This window comes from Brachybacterium sp. NPDC056505, from assembly GCF_042794925.1.
GTDB classification, from domain to species: Bacteria; Actinomycetota; Actinomycetes; order Actinomycetales; family Dermabacteraceae; genus Brachybacterium; species Brachybacterium kimchii.
The window spans coordinates 53,813-73,557 of record NZ_JBHTSV010000007.1; the positions used below are offsets into that span (position 1 = coordinate 53,813).

Consider the following 19,745-nt stretch of genomic DNA (forward strand, 5'->3'; position numbering starts at 1 on the left):
TCTCCCCTCCCTCCTCCGCCGTCGCCCAGCCCCAGGACCGGGCGCCCTCACACCCGGCCGCGCGCCCCGGAGACCAGGCGGCACACCCCGTAGATCACGAAGGAGATCGTGGTGATGAAGGGGCTGATCGGCACGGAGCTGCCCGCGGCCAGCAGCACGCCGCCCACGGAGGCGGCGAGCGCGAAGGCGACCGACAGCAGCGTGACCCGCACGGGCGAGGCGCTCAGACGCATCGCGGCCGCCGCCGGGGTGACCAGCAGCGAGAGCACGAGCAGCGCGCCGACGATCTGCACGGAGACGGCAACGGCCGCACCCAGCAGCACCATGAACACGACCGAGAGCGCGCGCGTGGGCACGCCGCGGGCCTGGGCGGTGACGGGGTCCGTGGAGGCGAACAGCAGCGGCCGCCAGATCACCAGCAGCCCCGCGGCGACGAGCGCGCAGATCACCAGCAGCGAGGTGATCTGGGGGTTGTCGATGGCGACGATCTGACCGGTGAGCAGGCCGAACTTGTTCGAGGCGCGCCCGGAGTAGAGGGAGAGGCTGAGGATGCCGAGTCCCAGCCCGAAGGGCATGAGCACGGCGGTCGCGGAGTTGCGGTCGCGCGCCCGGGATCCCAGCACGCCGATCACGAGCGCCGCGAGCATCGAGCCGATGAGCGAGCCGGGCACCACGCCCGCGCCGAGCAGCAGCCCCACGGAGGCGCCGGCGAAGGACAGCTCGCTGATGCCGTGGACGGCGAAGGCCATGTCTCGCATCATCACGAACACGCCGATCAGACCGCCCACCACCCCGAGGGCGACGCACGCGATGATCGTGTTGCGCAGCAGCGGCAGCAGCTCCGCGTAGTCGGAGAAGTCGACGACCTGGGAGAGGACCTGGGAGAGCTGGTCGCTCATCGGGGGCCTCCCGCCTGTGCGTTGTCGTCGGCCGCGCGCGGGGCGAGCACGGCGTCGTCGTCATGGTGCTGGTGGTCGGGGACGCCCGCGACGAGGACGCGGCCGTGCAGGCGCAGCACGTCGACCTGGACTCCGTACAGATCGCTGAGGACGTCCGAGCGCAGCACCTCGTCGGGCGTGCCGATGCGGAAGCGCGACCCGGCGATGTAGAGGACGCGGTCCACGATGTCCAGGATCGGGTTCACGTCGTGGGTCACGAAGAGGACCCCCAGGTCGAGGCGGTTGCGGGCGTCGTCGACGAGGCGGGCGACCATCCGCTGGTGCGGGAGGTCGAGGGAGAGCAGCGGTTCGTCGCACAGCAGCAGGTCGGGGTCGGCCGCGAGGGCCTGCGCGATCCGAAGGCGCTGCTGCTCGCCGCCGGAGAGACGGGAGACGGGGGCGTCGGCATAGCGGCTCGCGCCGACCGCGGCGAGCAGCTCGTCGACCCTCTCGCGGGCCGCACGGCGCGGCAGGGGCAGACCCCAGCGATCGCCGTCGAGCCCCAGGCGCACCAGGTCACGGCCGCGCAGAGGGAGCCCGTCGTCAGCCAGGCGCTGCTGCGGCACGAGCCCGATGCGTCGGCTCCCACGCCCCACCTCACGGCCGAGCAGTCGGATGCCGCCGGCGCTCAGCGGCTCGAGGCCGAGGATCGCGCGCAGCAGTGTGGACTTGCCCGAGCCGTTCGCGCCGAGCACGGCGATGACCTCGCCGCGGCGCACGTCGAGGTCGACGTCCTGCCACAGCACGCGGTCGCCGAAACGCTTGGTCGCCCCGAGCAGGGAGAGCAGGGGCGGCGCGGCGTGGTCGTTGCCGTCCGTCACTTGCCCAGCGCGTCCTCGAGCGCGTCGAGGTTCGAGCTCATCCAGGCGACGTAGTCCTTGCCGTCGGGCAGGGTCTCGGTGACGCCGACGACAGGCACGTCCGCGTCCTCAGCGGCCTTCTTGACCTGCTCGGTCTGCGGTCCCGCGGTCTGCTCGTTGTAGGCGAGGAGGTCGACCTCGTGGTCGGCGAACAGGTCGAGGGTCTCCTTGAGCACGGAGGCGGAGACGTCGTCGCCCTCCTCGATGGCCTCGCTGAACTCCTCCGGGGTGCGGTTGGTGAGGCCGACGGCCTCGAGCATGTACAGCGGGACGGGCTCGGTGATGGCGACACCCTTGCCCTTCGCGGCCGAGGCGAGGTCCTTCTCGCGGCCCTCGAGGTCCTCGATCGCGCTCGCGAGCTGCTTGCCGTTGGCCTCGAAGTCGGCCTTGCCCTCGGGGTGGGCGCTGCTGAGGGCGGTGACGAGCTCGTCGATGACCTTGCGGACGGTCGGGAAGTCGTACCAGACGTGCTCGTTGAGCTCCTCGCCCTTCTCGGCCTTGTAGCCGGAGATGGTGACCGCGTCGAGCACGGTGGCCGAGGAGTTCCCGGCGGAGGTGAGCATGCGCGCGACGAAGTCGTCGTAGCCGCCGCCGTTCTCGAGGACGATCTGGGCCTTCTTCAGGGCGAGCTGGTTGCGGGTCGAGGCCTCGTACTCGTGGGGGTCGGCCTCGGGGTCGGTGATCAGGGAGGTCACCTCGACGAGGTCCCCGCCGACCTGGGAGGCGATGTCTCCCCAGACGTTCGTCGAGGCGACGAGCGCGACGGCGGCGCCGCTGCCGCCCCCGTCGGACCCCGATCCCGAGTCGGAGCCGGTTCCCGAGCCGGAGCCGGAGTCGTTCCCGCTCGAGCAGGCGGCGAGAGTGGTCGCGGCCAGGGCCGCGGGGAGGGCGAGGAGCAGGGAGCGACGCTTCATGGGGTGTCCTTCTCAGGGGCGAGGGCGGTGCGCGCGGCACCGGCTGACACGCTCACGATAATCGTTCGCATTAAAGGGTGACGGCACGGACAGACGAATGTGGCGCACAGAACGCGACGGCCCGGCCGGGCCGCCCGTCGTCAGTCCCCGGGGACGTCCCGCTCGAGCTCGGCGAGCCAGGCGCGGCCGCTCACGTCCGAGGGCATCCGCCAGTCGCCGCGCGGGGACAGCGAGCCGCCCGCGAGGACCTTCGGGCCGTTGGGCACCGCGGAGCGCTTGAACTGGTTGCTGAAGAAGCGGCGGACGAACACCGTCAGCCAGTGCTTGATCTCCGCTCGCGTATAGGCGCGGCGGTCCTCCTCGGGATAGCCGACCGGCCACTCGCCCGCCTCCACGTCCCCCCAGGCCTGGTGGGCCAGGTAGGCGATCTTCCCGGGGCCGTAGCCGCGGCGCAGCATGTGGTAGAGCGCGAAGTCGTGGAGGGCGTAGGGGCCGATGGAGTCCTCGGTGGACTGCGCCTTCTGACCCTCCGCGTGCGGGATCAGCTCGGGGGTGATCTCGGTGTCGAGCACCGCCTGCAGGACCTCGCCGGTGTGGTCGTCGAAGATGCCCTCGCGGATCACCCAACGGATGAGGTGCTGCATGAGGGTCTTGGGGACGCCCGAGTTCACCGTGTAGTGGCTCATCTGGTCGCCCACCCCGTAGGTGCACCAGCCCAGGGCCAGCTCCGAGAGGTCGCCGGTGCCCACCACGATCCCGCCGTGGTGGTTGGCCAGGCGGAACAGGTAGTCGTAGCGCATGCCGGCCTGGACGTTCTCGAAGGTCACGTCGTACACGGGCTCGCCGTCGCCCGCGGGATGGCCCATGTCCTTGAGCATCTGGGTGCACGCAGGGCGGATGTCGATCGTCTCGAAGCTCGCGCCGAGGGCCTCGGCCAGCAGCTCGGCGTTGGAGCGGGTGCGCTCGGTGGTCGCGAAGCCCGGCATCGTGTACGCGAGGATCTCGGAGCGGTCGCGGCCCAGCAGGTCCATCGCCCGCGCGCACACGATGAGGGCGTGCGTGGAGTCCAGGCCGCCGGAGACGCCGATGACCGGCTTGGTGCCGCCGGCCTTGTCGCCGCCGATGGCGCGCAGGCGCTGGACGAGCCCCGCGACCTGGATGCTGTAGGCCTCAAAGCAGTCCTGCGCGAGGCGCGAGGGATCGTCGGGCACGAAGGGGAAGCGGTGCAGGGGCCGACGGACGGGGCCGGTGGCGACGGGCGCCTCGATCCCGAGCTCCTCGCGGTGGGTGGTGAACTGCCCGCTCGTGCCGACCGTCCGGCGGTTGTCGTCGAAGGTGCCCTGGCGACGGCGCTCGGCGACGATCCGATCCAGGTCGACGTCCACGATCGTCGCGGCCGTGCCCTGCGGGAAGCGCTCGGACTCCCCCAGCAGGTCGCCGCACTCGTAGGCGAAGGTCTGCCCGTCCCAGGCGAGGTCCGTCGTGGACTCGCCCTCACCGGCGGCCGCGTAGACGTAGGCGGCCTGGCAGCGGGCCGAGGCGCTGCGTGCGAGCAGCTTGCGGTCCTCGGCGCGGCCGATCGTGATCGGCGAGCCCGAGAGGTTCACGAGCAGCGTGGCGCCGGCGAGCGCTGCCTCCGCCGAGGGCGGCACCGGCACCCACATGTCCTCGCAGATCTCCACGTGCAGCACGAGGCCCGGGACGTCGGCGACGTCCACGAGCTGGCGCACGCCGAAGGGGACGTCGGCCCCCGCCTCGCCCGCTCCGCGCAGCGTGAGACGCTCGCCGACCACGTCGTCGCCGGGGGCGTACCAGCGGCGCTCGTAGAACTCGCGGTAGGTGGGCAGGTTAGCCTTGGGCACGGCGCCGAGGATGCGGCCGCGATGGATCATCACCGCCGCGTTGAAGACGCGCGATCGCCAGCGCAGCGGCGCCCCGACCACGATCAGCGGCAGCAGCTCGCGGCTGCCCTCGACGAGGGTCGCGAGCGCCTCCTCGACCGCGTCCAGCAGCGGATCCTGCAGCACCAGGTCGTCGATCGAATAGCCGGTGAGGCTCAGCTCGGGGAACACCGCCACGGCGACCTTCTGCTCGTCGAGGTCCGCGAGCGCCTCCAGATGACGCCGGGCGTTGGTCGCGGGGTCCGCGAGCGCGACCGGCAGCGTCACCGCCGCCACCCGCGCGAAGCCGTGGTCGTAGATCGAGGTCGACGAGCCGGCCGAGGCGGCGTTCGACGGGGTGCTGGCGGTGGTCTGCGAGGTCACGCGCCCAGCGTACCCAGGCCCCGTGCCGGGTGCCGCTGCCACCGACCGGACGGACTGCACGGCCGAGCGGCTCACGGCGGAGGGAGCTCGGCTCACGGCCCACGGCTCGCGGCTCACGGGATGCCTGTCCTGGACGGGCTGATGGTGAGGAGCCGTGGCGATATCGCCATGGCTCCTCACCATCGGCCCGTGCGCGACACGGACCGCCCGCACCGCCTGCCGCAGCGGCGCCGGCGGACGACGACGACCCTCTGTCCAGCGCCAGCCCGCCGGACCGCCGGCCCGCCGATGCCGCCGGACGCGTCCGCCGGGCCGCCTTCACCCTTCCTCCCCAGCTCCTCCCCTGCTCGTGCCCTCCGTATTCGCAGGATCCCCGTGACGGCGGTCTCCCCACCTGCTTGGATCGAAGGCGTGAGCACCTCATTGCCCTCGTTCGAGCCGCCGACCGGCGACTCCCCGCCGCCGACCGACGGCTCCGTGCGTCAGCCGCCGGCCCCCGGCACCATCCCGTCGGGCCCCGACGGCGCCGTCCCGTCAGCCCGCGACCGCAGCATCCCACCGGACCCCCAGCACCCCACCGCCCCGTCGTCGCCGCAGCAGCAGGACGACGCCTCGGCCGTCCCGCCGGCGATCATCGCGGCGGGCGTCTCGCGGTCCTTCGGCGCGGTGCACGCGGTGCGCGGGCTGAGCTTCACCGCGCAGGCGGGATCGGTGACCGCGCTGGTCGGCCCCAACGGCTGCGGGAAGTCCACGCTCATGCTGATGCTTGCGGCCCTGCTCGCGCCCGATGCCGGCCACATCCGCATCGGCGGCGTCGACCCGGCGCAGAACCCGACGGCCGTGAAGGCGATGGTGGGCTGGATGCCCGACCAGTTCGGCGCCTGGGACTCGCTGCGCGTGCGGGAGGTCCTCGAGGTCATCGCCTCCTCGTACTTCCTGCCGCGCGAGGTCGCGCGCGAGCGCATCGATCGCCTGCTGGACGAGCTCGACCTGCGTTCCCTGGCCGAGCAGCGCGCCCATGTGCTCTCCCGCGGGCAGAAGCAGCGTCTGGGACTGGCCCGTGCGCTCATCCACGAGCCGCGCGTGCTGATCCTCGACGAGCCGGCCTCGGGGCTCGACCCGGCCGCCCGGCGCCGCCTGCGCGACGTGCTGCGCTCGCGTGCGGAGGCCGGGGCGTGCGTGCTGATCTCGAGCCACATCCTCTCCGAGCTCGAGGAGATGGCGGACTCCGTGGTGCTGATGGACCGCGGGGAGGTGGTGGACTCCTCGAGCCTGCGCGACCTCGCCCACCGGCCGCGCACCTGGCGCATCGAGGGGCTCTCGGCCGGCGCGCTGCGCACGGCGCTGACGGCCCTGGACGTCCGCGGCATCGAGGTGCGCGAGGGTGAGCGGACCACGAGCGGCCACGCCGAGGCGCTCATGGCCCTGCCCGACGAGGCGACCGCCGCGCGGCTGCTGCGGGACCTGGTCGCCCAGGACGCGCAGGTCGTCGGCTTCTCCCCCACCACCGGCCGCCTCGAGGCCGCGTACCTGCGCACCGACGCCGCACGTCGGGAGGGATCCCTGTGAGCACCACCGCCCCGCCTCCCTCTCACCAGGACCCGACCCGGCCGCCCTCCCAGCCGCCGTCGGCCCCTCCGCCCGACCCCGCCGTGCGCCCGCGCCGCTCCGCCTGGGCCGCGACCCCGCGCGGCGTCGCGCTGATGGCCGGCCTCGAGCTGCGCCAGAAGGTGCGCTCCGTGCGCTGGTACGTCGCGCTCGCGGTGTGGTTCGTGGTGCTCACCGGCACGAGCGCACTGGTGCTGGGCGCATTCTGGCTGAACACGCAGGCCTTCGGGGACATGGCCGGGGTCTCGCGGGTCGTCTACTCGCTGATCGTGCTGTTCCTCGTGTTCGCGATGATGCTCGTGCTGCCCGCGCTGAGCGCCGGCGCGATCAACGGCGAGCGCAGCACCGGGACGCTCGCGATCCTGCAGGTCTCGCTGCTCACGCCCATGGAGATCGCCCTGGGCAAGCTCGCGGCCGGCTGGGTCACGGGCCTCGCCTTCATCGCCGCCGCGCTGCCGGCCCTGCTGCCCACGGCGCTGATCGGCCAGATCTCGCCGCTGTACGTGCTGCGCGTGCTCGTGATGATCGCGGCGATCGCCCTGTGCATCACCGCCGTCGGCATCGGCCTGTCCGCGCTCGCCTCGAGGCAGCTGGGCTCCGTGGTCCTCGCCTATCTGGTGGTGCTCGGCACCACCTTCGTGCTGCCGATCATCTGGGGCGCGAGCTCCGTGCTGCTCGTCCAGCATCGCGACGTCACCATCTACGAGCAGTCCTACGACGCCGAGAACGACCAGGTCGGCCAGTGCGTCCCCCGTCAGCAGGGGCGCGACGTGGTGCGCACCGACGTCCCGCTCGTGCTCATGTGGCCGAACCCGATGGTGCTCGTGGCGGACATGGCGCCGTCGCTCGACCTCGACCGCTCGGGCATGGACCCCGCGTCGTTCGACCTGCTGAGCACGATCTCGCTGGGCATCCGCTACGCCGCCGACCCCACGCATCCCTCGAACTTCAACGAGTGCTACGACGAGGACGCGCCCGGCTACCCGACGGATCTGGGCAGCCCCCAGGACCGTCCCGTCTGGCCGATGGGCCTGGGCATGTGGGTCCTCGCCGGCGCCGGCGGACTCGCCTTCACGGTGCGGCGCCTGGCCACGCCGCAGCGTCGCATGGGCCGCGGCGAGCGCATCGCCTGATCTCGGGTCAGGCGGTCGGGTGGCCAGGTCGTCGGGCGGGCCGACGGGGCCGACGGGGCCGACATCACCGTCCGGGCCCGGCGCGAGCTCAGCGCTCGCGCAGCTCGGTGGTCGAGCCCGGGATGGCGTGTCCGGGCTTCCGCCTTCCCCCGGAGGTCGGACTCGTGTCCTCGGCGCCGAAGTCCGGAAGGCCGACGGGCTCGTCGCCCACGCCCGGTGCGCCCGTCGCGTCCCCGGTGCCCGCAGCGCCAGCGGATCCGGCGGAGCCCGTCGGCCCGTCCGGATCGGGGCCGACGGGCTCGAGTCCGTGCTCGCCGACCTCGGCGCGCCGGCGCCGACGGATCTCGGCGAGCACCACGGGATCCTCGGCGCGATCAGCGCGCGTGCCGAACAGCGGGGCGACCATAGCCCACGGGGTGCGCCGGCGCATGAACGCCCCGGCCCGCCCGTAGACCACGTAGCGCAGGTGGCGGCGCATGGCCCAGGTGCCCGCGGCGGCGACGAACGGGACCAGCACGAGCACGTCGAGCACGAGCCACACCCATCCCACCGCGGTGAGCGCGCCCGCAAGGGCCAGCGCCATGCCCAGCACGACCACCGCGAGCAGCACCACTCCGGCCTGCGCGATGCCCGTGCGGGTCGCGACAGCGCCCTCCCACGGGTTCACGGCCACACGGTCCGACCAGTTCGGATGAGTACGCAGGTCGGTGACGCGCCCGCGCAGGGAACGGCTGGTGCGGATCGCGGCGAGCGGGGCGAGGCCCAGCCCCAGCGCGGTGAGCGCGCCCAGCGGCACGGAGATCACGAGCAGCTGCCAGGGCAGCTGCGCAGGGGCCTGCTGCTGCCAGCTGCCGACCGAGCTCATGCGGGAGAACAGCACGACCACGTCGGTGATCGCGAAGACGATCCACGCGAGCCCCAGCCCGGCGGGGACCACCCACAGGCACCAGCCGCGCGCCGTCACGCGCAGGGCGCGCAGCACCGGCGCCGGACCGAACTCCTCGCGATGCGGCGGGAGGTGGCGGCGATCCTGTGCGCGCAGGCGCCCGGAGGCCTCGTGCCGCTCCTCGCGCGGCCCGATCATGACCGTGCGCTCGAGCTCGCCGGGTGAGGGCACGCCCAGCAGGCGGGGCGCGGAGAGCACCCGTCGCAGGACGGCCTGGGCGATCATGCACAGGCCGATCCCCATGGCCAGCGAGCTGAGGGCGCCCGCGCTGAGCCCGTCCCACTGCAGGGGCGCCTGCACCATCACGGCGAGGACCAGCAGGGCAATCACCGCGTAGGCGGGGGCGATCAGCGGCAGGGCGGCGCGCAGGGAGAGAGCCCGCTGGAAGGCCCTCTCGTCCAGCAGTTCGCGGGGCCGGATCCTGCCCGCCGATGCCGCGGAGACCGGGAGCAGCAGCAGGGAGAGCGCGGTCGCCAGCAGGGGCAGGCCGAGGAAGGCGAACAGGAGTCCGCTGCCGCTGAAGCCCATCATCACGGTGGTCTGGCGCAGCACGGAGGAGTCCGCGATCGCGGCGAGCAGCGAGAGCAGCCAGAAGGTGGGCGAGGTGCCCAGCACGTAGAGCGCGACCAGGCACAGCCACAGGGGCCAGAGCACGAGGGCCGCCGCCCAGCTGCGCCGGACCAGGCGCCGCAGCAGGTCGCGCCGGGAGTCCACGAGGTACTCCTCGGGCAGCACGGACGCGGGGTCGGTGGGCGGCACGCGGCGGGGCTCGGGTAGGCGCAGCAGCGGCGGGCGACCGCCGGCCGTGGAGGACCAGGAGGCGCTCGGGAGGTCCGGGGAGGCGGGCGCGGGCCCCGACGCGGGGTGCAATGGGGGCGGGGAGTACGAGGGGTGCGGAGGGCGCGAGGGCGGCTGGGTCATCGCTGCGCCCTCACACGCTCTGGCGCCCCAGGAAGGCGCGCCCCAGGGTGAGCTCGTCGGCGTAGTCGAGGTCGCCGCCGACGGGCAGCCCGGAGGCGAGGCGGGTGACGGTGATGTCCATGGAGCCGAGCAGACGCGAGAGGTAGGCGCTGGTGGCCTCGCCCTCCACGTTCGGGTCCAGGGCGAGGATGACCTCCTCGGTCTCCCCGCTGCCCAGGCGCTTCATGAGCTCGGCGATGCGCAGGTCGTTGGGGCCGACGCCGCCGATCGGGTCGATCGCGCCGCCGAGCACGTGGTAGCGGCCCTTGAACTCGCGGATCCGCTCGATGGCGACGATGTCCTTGGACTCCTCGACCACGCAGATCACGGCGTCGCTGCGGCGCGGGTCGGTGCAGATCCGGCAGCGATCCTCGGCCGAGACGTTCCCGCAGATCTCGCAGAAGCGCACGGTCTCCTTGACGCGGATGAGCACGTCGGCGAGCGCGCGCACGGACTGCTCGTCGGCGTCCAGGAGATGGAACGCGATGCGCTGCGCGGATTTGGGACCGATCCCGGGCAGCTTGCCGAGCTGGTCGATCAGGTCCTGGACGATGCCTTCGTACACCCTGCCACTCTAGGCGAGGGGGCCGACGTCCCAGGGCATGCGCGCCCGGCGTTCGCGAGGGGCCGATCACGCGGCTACGGTGGGCGCACGATCGACGAAGGAGCCGCGATGTCCCTGCCCGCCCCGTACGACGCCGATGCCCCGGTGACCGAGCTGCGCATCGCGGATGCGCCCGTGGTGCGGACCGTGGTGGTCCACCGCGAGGACTTCCCCGTGTTCAAGCTGCCGCAGCTGATGGACGGCGTGTTCTCGCATCTCGCGGGTGCACTCGCGGAGAGCGGGATCCGTCCGATGGGCGCGGCGTTCGCCCTGCACCACCGGTTCCCCGTGGACACGGCCGATCTCGAGGTCGGCTTCCCCGTCGACGGCCTGCTGGAGAGTCCGCTCGAGCTGCCGAGCGGCTTCACGGCGGAGGCCTCGAGCCTGCCCGCGGGGCGCGTCGCGATGCTCAGCCATCTGGGCGGCTACGGCGCGCTGGGCGATGCGTGGGGCGCGTTCATGGAGGCGGTCGGCGAGGCCGGCGAGCAGTCGCGCTTCCCGATCTGGGAGCTCTACGTGTCCAACCCCGCGGAGACGAAGGACCCGTCGACGCTGCGCACGGACCTGTTCTCGCTGCTCGAGGAGTAGCGGCGGGCCTCACCGGGATTCGTCGATGATCTCCAGGACCTTGCCGCCCAGCACGGTCTCGGCGATCTCGCGGCCGCTGCGCGTGGCGACCTGCCCGGCGTCCACGTCCTCGTCGTACCAGGTGGCACCGCCCGTGGGGTCCTCGTCCTGCGGGTCGGGCTCGGGCGGCGCCTCGGCGGCGGAGCCGCGCCGCTGCACCGGCTGGCTGCGGGAGGCGAGCACGGCCTCGCGCGCGAGCGCGGCGCCCGTCGAGCGGGTCGCCGGGGCGGGCGCGGCCGAGGACGCCGAGGCCGAGGGGGCGGAAGCCGACGGGGCGGAGGTCGCCGAGGGAGCCTGGGCCGCGGAGGTGGCGGACGTCGCGGAGGTCGCGGATCCGGCGGGAGGGGCAACGGAGGACAGGGCCGACGACCAGTCCGCTTCCGGCGATGCAGAGGGTGCAGACGGTGCCGATGCGCGACCCTCCGGGGACTCGGCCGACGGCGACGGCGCGGGGACGGGGGCGGGAACGGGGGCGGAGGCCTCGTCGGCCGCCGGGCTCTGCGCGCCGTCTCCATCGGCGCCGGTGTCGCCGTCGCTGCCACCGCTCGTGCTGTCGTCCTGTCCGCCGATGGGAGGGAGGGAACGGACGGGACGCCCGGACTCGATCGCCTTCTTCAGCGCGGCCTGCCCGTGGGTGCGCGGGACGTCGCCGGTGAGCGCGTCACGGCCCTCGTCGCGGACCTCGAGCATCTCGCCGGTCGACGCGAGGGGGCTGTCCTCCCCGGCGCCGGGTGCGGTCGCGTCCTGCGCCGGCGCGTCCTGCGCGTCGGCACTCCGCTGACCTGGGGAACCTTCCGATGGGACAGGCGACGTCCCTGTGGTCCCGGGCTCTGCGGTCTCGGGCGCTGTGGCCTCCGGTGCCGTGGCCCCGCGAGCGGAGGCGGGCCGCGCCACGGGCCGATCGGCCGGACCGGGGGCGAAGGAGTCCCGCGGGTCCGGCGGGTAGAAGTCCTCGGGCTCGGGTGGGTAGGGGTCGTCGTCGGGCTCCGGCGGGAAGTCGTCCTGCGGCACCGCGTCTCCCCACGGGGCGGATCCGCCGCGGGGCGCCCTGCCGCCGGCTTCGGCGGCGGAGAGGTTCCGCGCCGGGGCCTGCGGCGAGGGCTGGGACGAGGACTGGGAAGTGGACTGGGGGCGCGCGGAGGATGCCTGCGGCCGCGGTTCCTGCTGGCCAGGGGCCGCTGCACCGCGAGGAGCGTTCTGCCCCTCGCTCTGCGCGCCCCGGGGAGCCGGGGCGTCGGACGCTCCCGATGCTCCTCCGTCGGGGCCGCCGGAGCCTCCCGGCCCGCTGGCACCACCCGATCCGCCGGCGGGGCCGTCGTCCGAGGGGTTCTCGTCGAGCACCGCCTCCACGGTGACGTCCTGGTGCATGATCTTCCGCACGGCCTGCGCGAGGTTCTCCGCACCGGTGCCGCGCCCGAAGGCGCTGAGCAGCCCGCCGGAGCGGAAGGAGATCGTCAGCCTGCCGCCGCTGTAGTCGGCGACGTGCGCGTGCTGGGAGACGAGCGCCCATGAGGGACGGCGGATCTGCTGCAGCGCCTCGAGGATCGCCGACCAGTGCTCGCGGACCTCCTGCGCGCCTCCACCGGATGCGGGCTGCGCCGCCTGGGCGGGCTGCCCCTCAGACCTGGGTCCGCCGGAGCTGGGCCCGTCGGAGCTGGATCCACTGGAACTGGGCTCGTCAGCGCCCTGGGCAGGAGCGGAGGGCTGCGCGGGCGCGGCCACGGGCGTCGGAGCGTCGGACCCGGACGCCTCGGCGGGCCGACCGCCCGCCGTCCCGCTCCCGGGGATCGCCGCGACCGGGCCCCAGTCGTCGTCGGCCGCGGGCGCAGGCTGCTCGACGGGGGCGCCGGCGGACGCGCTGGGCGCGCTCTGCGGCTCCTCCGGCGCCGACTCGTTCAGCGCGGCCGAGGGGGCAGTCTGCGCGGATAGTGCGGGCGCCGACTCCTCCGCCGACGGGCGCGAGGCCTCGGGCCCAGCAGCAGGAGCGGGGGCGGGCGCAGGAGCCGCCGACGCCGCGCTCGCGCTGCGGCTCTGCCCGGAGGCGGAGTGCTGCTGGGCGACCCTGCGGGCCTCGTCGCGGCCGGATCCTGGCTGCGCCCCGCCGCCCTGTGCGCTGCGGCTCTGCCCCTCACCGGCCTGCGCGTTCCCGCCCGCGTTCGGGAGCGCGGCGCGCGCGGCGGCGGCCCCGCTGCGACCTGCGGGCGCTCCACCGGGAGCTCCTGCACCACCAGCGCCCGCACCCGCGGCTCCGGCTCCGGAAGCTCCGGCTCCGCCCGGCGCACCGCCGGGGGCGGCACCGGCGACGGGAGCCGCGGCGACCTGCTGGCCGCGCAGCAGCAGCCGCGCCGCGAGCAGCTCGAGGTGCAGGCGCGGACTGGTCGCCCCGGACATGGTGCTGAGCGCCTGGTTCACGAGGTCGCCGCTCAGGGACAGGTCGGCGACGGGGAACCAGCCGACCTGCTCGCGCATGCGCTCGAGCTCGGCATCGGGCACCTCGGGAAGCAGCTCGTGGCCGCGCTCCGGGACCGCCGCGAGCACGATGAGGTCTCGCAGACGCTCCAGGAGGTCCTCGACGAAACGGCGGGGCTCGTGGCCGGTCTCCAGGACCCGCTCGATGGCCCGGTAGAGGGTTCCGGCGTCGCGCTGGCCGATCGCGGTGATCGCCTCGTCCAGCAGGGAGGTGTCGGTGAAGCCGAGCAGGCTGATCGCCGTCTCGTAGTCCACGCCGTCCTCGCCGGCGCCGGCCATGAGCTGGTCGAGCACGGACAGGGTGTCGCGCGCGGAGCCGCCTCCCGCGCGCACCACGAGCGGTAGCACGCCCTCGCCGACCTGCACCCCCTCGGCAGCGCAGACCTGCTCGAGGTACGGCGTGAGGACCTGCGGCGGGATCAGCCGGAACGGGTAGTGGTGGGTGCGCGAGCGGATGGTGCCGATGACCTTGTCCGGCTCGGTGGTCGCGAACACGAACTTCACGTGCTCGGGAGGCTCCTCGACGAGCTTCAGCAGCGCGTTGAACCCCGCCGAGGTGACCATGTGCGCCTCGTCGATGATGAACACCTTGAACCGGTCGCGCGCGGGCGCGAAGGTCGCCCGCTCGCGCAGCTCGCGGGCATCGTCCACGCCGCCGTGGCTCGCGGCGTCGATCTCGACCACGTCGAGGCTGCCGGGGCCGTTGCGCGCGAGATCGCGGCACGAGTCGCACTCGCCGCACGGGGTGTCCGTCGGCCCCTGCTCGCAGTTCAGGCAGCGCGCGAGGATGCGGGCCGATGTCGTCTTGCCGCAGCCGCGCGGCCCCGAGAACAGGTAGGCATGGCCCACCCGGCCGTTGCGCAGGGCGCGCATGAGCGGCACGGTGACGTGGTCCTGGCCGATGACCTCGGCGAAGGACTCAGGGCGGTAGCGACGGTACAGAGCGGTGACCACCCGACAAGGCTAACGGGGCGGTGGGACCGACGGGACCGCTGTGGGCGACGGCGCCATGGGGAGGACGCGTGGGGCCCGGCCGTCGGCCCCTCCCCTACGGCAGCAGACCGTCCAGCAGGAGGTCCAGGCCCAGCAGGTAGCGCTCCTCGACGTCACCCTCCGCCATCGTCCCCATCAGGGAGGTGACGCGCGGGAACGGGTTCTCGCCGCCGCTCTCCAGGTGAGCGCGCACGCGCGTGGTCCAGGCCGCCATCTCCGGCGCCGTGCGGGTACGGAAGAGCCAGTTCTCGTAGACGTCGGCCGCCGTGTAGAGCAGCAGGCGATCCACCGCCCACATCGCCCGGCGGGACCCGATCCCCGCGTCGAGCAGCCGCCCCAGCAGCACCTCGAGGTCCTCGAAGTCGCCGATCCCCGAGGGCACCGCCGCGAAGTCCAGGCGCGCGATGTCCCCGTGCGCGGCGAGCACCCGGTGCATGCGCCGGTAGTGCTCGTGGAGATCCGCGCGGAGATCGCCCGTGTCGGGCACGGGGCCCACCTCCTCGCTGACCCGGCCGTGGGCGAGGGCCAGCAGGTCCTCCCTGCTGCGCACGTGCTGGTAGAGGCTCGAGGCCGTCACGCCCAGGTCGGAGGCGAGACGCCGCATCGTCACCGCGTCGGTGCCGTCCACGTCGATGATGCGCAGCGTCACATCGATGATCTGCTCGGCGTCCAGCATGCGCCGCGACCTGGGCGGACGCGGCGGCCTCGGCGGCGGGCCGGGTGTCCTGGGCGGGAGCGGGAACTGACGGCGATCCATGGGATCGACCCTACCCCTTGCGCCGAACACCGTTCAGGAGTAGAACACTGTTCGTCTTTTCCGAACAGCGTTCGGCCACGGAAGAACAGCGTTCTCCGTCGGCCGCCCTCACCCCTTCCAGGAGCCCTCATGACCACCTCACCGCTCACCGACTCCGCGGTCGCCGCACCGCCCTCCTCCGCTCCGCCGATCCCCCGCTCGTCCTGGCTCGCCCTCGTCGTGATCCTGGTGGCGGAGATGCTCGACGGGCTCGACGCCCTGATCACGTCCATCGGCGGCCCGGCGCTGCTGGCCGACCTCGACGGCGGCCCCGCCCTGCTGCAGTGGACGGCCGCCGCCTACACCCTGTCGATGGCCTCCGGCCTGCTGATCGGCGGGCGCCTCGGCGACATGTTCGGCAAGCGCCGCCTGTTCCTGATCGGCATGATCGGCTTCACGCTCGGCTCGCTGCTGTCGGCCTGCGCCCCCGTCGCCTGGGTGCTCATCCTGGGTCGCGTGCTCCAGGGTCTGCTCGGCGCGCTCATGCTCCCGCAGGGCATGGGCATGATCCGCACCCTGTTCCCCGGGGAGCACGCGGCGAAGGCCTTCGGCCTGTTCGGTCCGATGATGATGGTCGCCGGCATCGGCGGCCCGATCCTCGCGGGCGTCCTCATGGACCTCGATCCCTTCGGCCTCAGCTGGCGCTCCCTGTTCGCGGTCAACGTCATCCCCTGCGTGCTCGCGATCGTCGCGGGCCTCCGCCTGCTCCCGCGCGAGTCCTCGACCCGCTCCCTCAGCCTGGACTGGACGGGCGCCGTGTTCAGCGCGGCCGGAATGGCCGCGATCGTCTACCCGCTGGTCGAGGGCCGCGAGCTCGGATGGCCGGCCTGGACCCTCGTCGTGCTCGCGGGCGGCATCGCGCTGCTCGGCGTCTTCCTCGTCCAGCAGCGTCGGCGCTCTCGCGCCGGCCGCGACGCCCTGGTCGAGCCCAGCCTGTTCCGCAACCGCACCTTCCTCGCCGGCCTCGCGATCATGCTCGTCTTCTTCGGCGGCACGGGGGCGATCGGCATGATCACGGCCCTGTTCCTGCAGATGGGGCTCGGGATGAGCCCGCTGCTCACCTCGATCGTCACCATCTCCGAGGCGCTCGGGATGATGCTGGGCATGGCCGCGGCGGCGAAGCTCGGCGGCACGCGCCGCACGATGGCGATCGGCATGGTGATCGCGGCGCTCGGCCAGCTGCTCACGCTGCTCGGCATCGCGGCCCAGGGCACGGCGGTCGACGCCTGGCTGCTGACCCCGATGATGCTGATCGCCGGGATCGGCATCGGCATCGCGATGGGGCCGACGTTCTCCATCATCATCACCGGCGTCTCCGATGCGGAGGCCGGCTCGGCCTCCGGCGCCCTCACCTCGGTGCAGCAGATCTCCACCGCCCTGGGCGTCTCGACGCTCGGCTCCCTCTTCTTCGCGATCGCCTCCGGCGCCGCCTCCCCGGTGCTGGGCTTCGCCCACGGCCTCGAGGCCGCCCTCGCGATCAACGTGGTGCTGATCCTGCTGTCGATCGGGCTGCTGCGCTTCCTCCCGCAGCGTGCCGCGGAGGACGCCGAGGAGCTCTGAGCACGGCGGGCCCGCCGAAGAGGAGAATGCGCCCGTGCACATCGTCCTGTTCATCGTCCTGCTGGTGGTGACCGTCCTGGCGGGCTCCGCGATCGCGGACCGCCTGCGGCTGCCCGCGCCGATGGTCCTCATCGTCATCGGCGTGATCGCCTCCTACCTCCCCTTCGTGCCCGCGGTCCGCCTCACCCCCGAGCTCGTGCTGCTGGGTCTGCTGCCGCCGCTGCTCTACTCCTCGGCGCTGAAGACCTCCCTCGTGGACATCCGGGCGAATCTGCGCACCGTGGCCATGCTGTCGATCGCCCTGGTGGTGGTCACGACCGCGACGGTGGGCGCGACCGTGCACCTGCTCATGCCCGACGTCCCCTGGCCGGTCGCGCTCGCCGTCGGCGCCGTCGTCGCCCCGCCCGACGCGGTCTCGGCGAGCGCGGTGGCGCGTCGCATCGGCCTCCCCCGGCAGATCGTCACCGTCCTCGAGGGCGAGTCCCTGCTCAACGACGCCACCGCACTGGTGGCACTGCGGGCCGCGGTCGCGGCGATCGCCGGGACCGTCGCGGTCGGCTCGATCGGTCTGGACTTCCTGATCGCCGCGGGAGGCGGCGTGATCGTGGGCCTCGCCGTCGCGTTCGCGGTGCTCACCGTGCGTCGCTGGGTGCACGACCCGGCCGTGGACACGGGCATCTCCTTCGTCGTCCCCTTCGCCGCGTACCTGCTGGGCGAGGAGCTGCACGCCTCCGGCGTGATCGCCGTGGTCGTGGCCGGCCTGCTCATCGGCCACAAGGCGCCGCTCGTGCAGACCTCGACCTCGCGCCTCACGGAAAACGCCACCTGGACCTCGATCGCCTTCCTCCTCGAGCACGCGGTGTTCCTGCTGATCGGTCTGCAGTTCTCGCAGATCATCGCGGGCGTCAGCCACTCCCTGAGCTGGGGCTTCGTCCTGGGCGTGTGCGCGGCGACCCTCGCGGTCGTGATCCTCACCCGTCTCGCCTGGATGTGCGCGAGCCGCCTGGTGATGACGCTGTGGGTGCCCGCGGACCGCAGGCCGCCCTGGCCCAACGTGGTGGTGACGGGCTGGGCCGGCATGCGCGGCGTCGTCACCATCGCCGCCGTGTTCGTGATCCCCGCGTCCGTGCCGCACCACGACGTGCTCGTGCTGATCGCGCTCGTGGCCGTGCTGGGCACGCTCTACCTGCAGGGCCTGACGCTGCCGTGGCTCACCCGCGTGCTGCGCGTGGTCCCGAACGATCCGGCGGCCGACGCCCTCGCCCGCGCGACCCTGCTGCAGAAGGCGGCGGACGCCGGCGGCACCGTGCTCGCCTCCTGCGAGGAGCAGGACGATCCCGCGGTCGTCCAGATGATCCGCGACCGGCAGGACCAGCGCACCTTCGCCGCCTGGGAGCGGCTGTCCACGCAGGTGGGCCAGGAGAGCCCGAGCGACGCCTTCACCCGCATCCGCAGCCGGATGCTCGCGGCCGAACGCGCCCGGGTGCTCGAGATCCGCTCGAAGGGCAAGGTGCCCTCGCACGTGGTGCGCGAGGTGCTCGGCATGCTCGACTTCGAGGAGTCCCTGCTGGACTCCGGCGCCGAGGCCCGCGAGGACATCGTGGCGACCGGCAGCGGCGAGGGCGGCTGGTGCGAGGACCTGCAGCGCTATCCCGCCGTCGGCACCCCCGAGCCGGAGCGCGCCTTCTGCCGGCGCTGCCGCGAGGAGGGCACCACCACCGTCGCCCTGCGCCAGTGCCTGGAGTGCGGGGAGGTCGGCTGCTGCGACAGCTCCCCCGGCCAGCACGCGACCGCGCACTTCCACGACACGAGCCACCCGGTCATGCAGTCCGCCGAGCCCGGCGAGACCTGGCGCTGGTGCTACGTGCACCAGGCGACGGCCTGAGCGGCGCCGGACCGCCCGGTCAGGCCCAGCAGCCGTCCCGACGAGGTGCCCTCAGCGGCGAGTCTCGTCGTCGAGCCCTTCGCGTCCGCCGTCACGGTCGGCGTCGTCCTCGTCATCGTCGTGCCCGCCGTCGCCGTCATCGGCGGCGTCCTCCGACTCCGACCCCGTCGGGTCCTCCCCGCGCCGCGCCTTCTCGAGGCGGTTCCTGCGGTCGCGGATCGTGCCGATCGTGACCACGAAGACGACCACGACGACGAGGACGGGGACCAGGTAGTCGACGATCCAGTCCGGCACGTCGATGCCCAGGTGGATCTCCGGGATCCATCCGAACAGCAGGTTCCAGAGCCAGCCGAGGAATCGGCGGATCGGCTCGAGGATCGCGTCGACGAGTTCCCGCACGGGACGGGTGACCTCGCCGATCCAGGTGCGGATGCCGCGGGTCGCCTCGTCGATCCAGGTGACGACGGGCTCGATGAGTCGGCCGATCCAGCGCTTGACCGGATCGAGCAGCCCGGACAGCAGCGCGCCGAGACCCAGCAGGGGCACCAGGAAGCGCGCGGCCTGGGCGGCGGCGGCGATCAGGCCGAACCGCACGGGATGATCTGCCTTGCGGGCTTCGCGCGCGGCGGAGGGCGATCCCTCGGCGGGCACCAGCGGCGCGCCGACGAGCTCGTCCGCCCGGACCACGTCGACCTCGCCGGCGCCGCCGAGCGTCGTGGTGCGCACGACGAGCTTCTCCCGGTCCTTCATCTTCCCGCTGGTGGTGGGCCTGCGCACGGTGATCGTGCTGCGGAAGAAGCCCTCCTCGAGCTTCAGCGCGAGGCCGTCCGCGGTGGTGACGTCCTCCGCGCGGTCGGCCTTCGCGAGCGCCTTCTCGCTCTCAGGGTCGTGACGCACGCCGTCGAGGAAGACGATGGCCTCGGTGTCCAGGAAGCGGTGGCGCACCTGGGCGATGTAGTCGTGGCCGTCGCGCCGACCCTCGTAGTGCACGTCGGCGCCGAAGCGCGTGGCGCGGTGCGCGCCGAACCCCTCGTCAATCCCGGTCGCACCGTCAGACCCCTCGAGGTCCGTCCCCTCGGGGCGCGTCCCCCTGACGTCCTGCTCCCGCTCCTGCGTCCCCTCGTCCTGCATGCCCTCCATCGTGCCGGGCCGGCCCGGCGCCGGGATCATGCGGAAGCATGGGATCGG

At 73.4% G+C, this 19,745-nt stretch carries 14 protein-coding genes; 5 read left to right on the forward strand and 9 right to left on the reverse strand.

The window, feature by feature from the left end:
- Positions 1-47: 47 nt before the first annotated feature.
- The 4 genes from ACFQ53_RS06790 to ACFQ53_RS06805 all read right to left on the reverse strand — a co-directional run bounded on the left by ACFQ53_RS06790 (position 48) and on the right by ACFQ53_RS06805 (position 4,976).
- Positions 48-899, reverse strand: a complete 852-nt coding sequence (locus ACFQ53_RS06790; RefSeq protein ID WP_377857191.1) for a metal ABC transporter permease — start codon at positions 897-899, stop codon at positions 48-50.
- Positions 896-1,759: a metal ABC transporter ATP-binding protein gene (locus ACFQ53_RS06795; RefSeq protein WP_377857194.1), complete on the reverse strand. Its 864-nt coding sequence runs from the start codon at positions 1,757-1,759 to the stop codon at positions 896-898. Before ACFQ53_RS06795 ends, ACFQ53_RS06790 begins: the two co-directional genes overlap by 4 nt.
- A complete protein-coding gene (locus ACFQ53_RS06800; protein WP_377857197.1) occupies positions 1,756-2,712 on the reverse strand; it encodes a metal ABC transporter solute-binding protein, Zn/Mn family in 957 nt (318 codons plus the stop codon). Before ACFQ53_RS06800 ends, ACFQ53_RS06795 begins: the two co-directional genes overlap by 4 nt.
- A gap of 140 nt (positions 2,713-2,852) precedes the next feature.
- Positions 2,853-4,976 (reverse strand): NAD(+) synthase, encoded by a 2,124-nt coding sequence (locus tag ACFQ53_RS06805; RefSeq protein ID WP_377857200.1) that lies wholly within the window; start codon positions 4,974-4,976, stop codon positions 2,853-2,855.
- 411 nt (positions 4,977-5,387) lie between these two features.
- Between ACFQ53_RS06805 and ACFQ53_RS06810 the strand changes: the two genes are divergently transcribed.
- Both ACFQ53_RS06810 and ACFQ53_RS06815 read left to right on the forward strand, forming a co-directional pair.
- Positions 5,388-6,545: an ATP-binding cassette domain-containing protein gene (locus ACFQ53_RS06810; RefSeq protein ID WP_377857203.1), complete on the forward strand. Its 1,158-nt coding sequence runs from the start codon at positions 5,388-5,390 to the stop codon at positions 6,543-6,545.
- On the forward strand, positions 6,542-7,717 hold the full coding sequence (locus ACFQ53_RS06815; protein WP_377857206.1) for an ABC transporter permease: 1,176 nt from the start codon (positions 6,542-6,544) through the stop codon (positions 7,715-7,717). Before ACFQ53_RS06810 ends, ACFQ53_RS06815 begins: the two co-directional genes overlap by 4 nt.
- Positions 7,718-7,805: 88 nt before the next feature.
- On the opposite strand, the gene ACFQ53_RS06820 is transcribed toward ACFQ53_RS06815, so the two are convergent.
- A complete protein-coding gene (locus tag ACFQ53_RS06820) occupies positions 7,806-9,584 on the reverse strand; it encodes a hypothetical protein (RefSeq protein WP_377857209.1) in 1,779 nt (592 codons plus the stop codon).
- Positions 9,585-9,594: 10 nt separating this feature from the next.
- Positions 9,595-10,188, reverse strand: a complete 594-nt coding sequence (gene recR / locus ACFQ53_RS06825) for a recombination mediator RecR (RefSeq protein WP_228359480.1) — start codon at positions 10,186-10,188, stop codon at positions 9,595-9,597.
- 108 nt (positions 10,189-10,296) lie between these two features.
- Here recR and ACFQ53_RS06830 point away from each other — a divergent pair, with 108 nt between their 5' ends.
- On the forward strand, positions 10,297-10,815 hold the full coding sequence (locus ACFQ53_RS06830; protein ID WP_377857213.1) for a GyrI-like domain-containing protein: 519 nt from the start codon (positions 10,297-10,299) through the stop codon (positions 10,813-10,815).
- 9 nt (positions 10,816-10,824) lie between these two features.
- Here ACFQ53_RS06830 and ACFQ53_RS06835 read toward each other — a convergent pair whose 3' ends face one another.
- Both ACFQ53_RS06835 and ACFQ53_RS06840 read right to left on the reverse strand, forming a co-directional pair.
- A complete protein-coding gene (locus ACFQ53_RS06835) occupies positions 10,825-14,277 on the reverse strand; it encodes a DNA polymerase III subunit gamma and tau (RefSeq protein WP_377857216.1) in 3,453 nt (1,150 codons plus the stop codon).
- A gap of 94 nt (positions 14,278-14,371) precedes the next feature.
- Positions 14,372-14,992: a TetR/AcrR family transcriptional regulator gene (locus ACFQ53_RS06840; protein ID WP_249477347.1), complete on the reverse strand. Its 621-nt coding sequence runs from the start codon at positions 14,990-14,992 to the stop codon at positions 14,372-14,374.
- Positions 14,993-15,202: 210 nt separating this feature from the next.
- Here ACFQ53_RS06840 and ACFQ53_RS06845 point away from each other — a divergent pair, with 210 nt between their 5' ends.
- Together ACFQ53_RS06845 and ACFQ53_RS06850 are read left to right on the forward strand one after the other, a co-directional pair.
- On the forward strand, positions 15,203-16,672 hold the full coding sequence (locus ACFQ53_RS06845) for an MFS transporter (protein ID WP_377857219.1): 1,470 nt from the start codon (positions 15,203-15,205) through the stop codon (positions 16,670-16,672).
- A gap of 34 nt (positions 16,673-16,706) precedes the next feature.
- A complete protein-coding gene (locus ACFQ53_RS06850) occupies positions 16,707-18,557 on the forward strand; it encodes a Na+/H+ antiporter (protein ID WP_377857222.1) in 1,851 nt (616 codons plus the stop codon).
- A gap of 51 nt (positions 18,558-18,608) precedes the next feature.
- On the opposite strand, the gene ACFQ53_RS06855 is transcribed toward ACFQ53_RS06850, so the two are convergent.
- Positions 18,609-19,727 (reverse strand): hypothetical protein, encoded by a 1,119-nt coding sequence (locus ACFQ53_RS06855; protein WP_377857225.1) that lies wholly within the window; start codon positions 19,725-19,727, stop codon positions 18,609-18,611.
- Positions 19,728-19,745: the final 18 nt, after the last annotated feature.

Excerpts from the sequence above, each read along its gene's own strand:
- ACFQ53_RS06820 (WP_377857209.1), bottom strand. The coding sequence starts at position 9,584 with ATGACCCAGCCGCCCTCGCGCCCTCCGCACCCCTCGTACTCCCCGCCC.
- ACFQ53_RS06830 (WP_377857213.1), top strand. The coding sequence starts at position 10,297 with ATGTCCCTGCCCGCCCCGTACGACGCCGATGCCCCGGTGACCGAGCTG.
- ACFQ53_RS06845 (WP_377857219.1), top strand. The coding sequence starts at position 15,203 with ATGACCACCTCACCGCTCACCGACTCCGCGGTCGCCGCACCGCCCTCC.
- ACFQ53_RS06790 (WP_377857191.1), bottom strand. The coding sequence starts at position 899 with ATGAGCGACCAGCTCTCCCAGGTCCTCTCCCAGGTCGTCGACTTCTCC.
- ACFQ53_RS06855 (WP_377857225.1), bottom strand. The coding sequence starts at position 19,727 with ATGATCCCGGCGCCGGGCCGGCCCGGCACGATGGAGGGCATGCAGGAC.
- ACFQ53_RS06840 (WP_249477347.1), bottom strand. The coding sequence starts at position 14,992 with ATGCTGGACGCCGAGCAGATCATCGATGTGACGCTGCGCATCATCGAC.
- ACFQ53_RS06800 (WP_377857197.1), bottom strand. The coding sequence starts at position 2,712 with ATGAAGCGTCGCTCCCTGCTCCTCGCCCTCCCCGCGGCCCTGGCCGCG.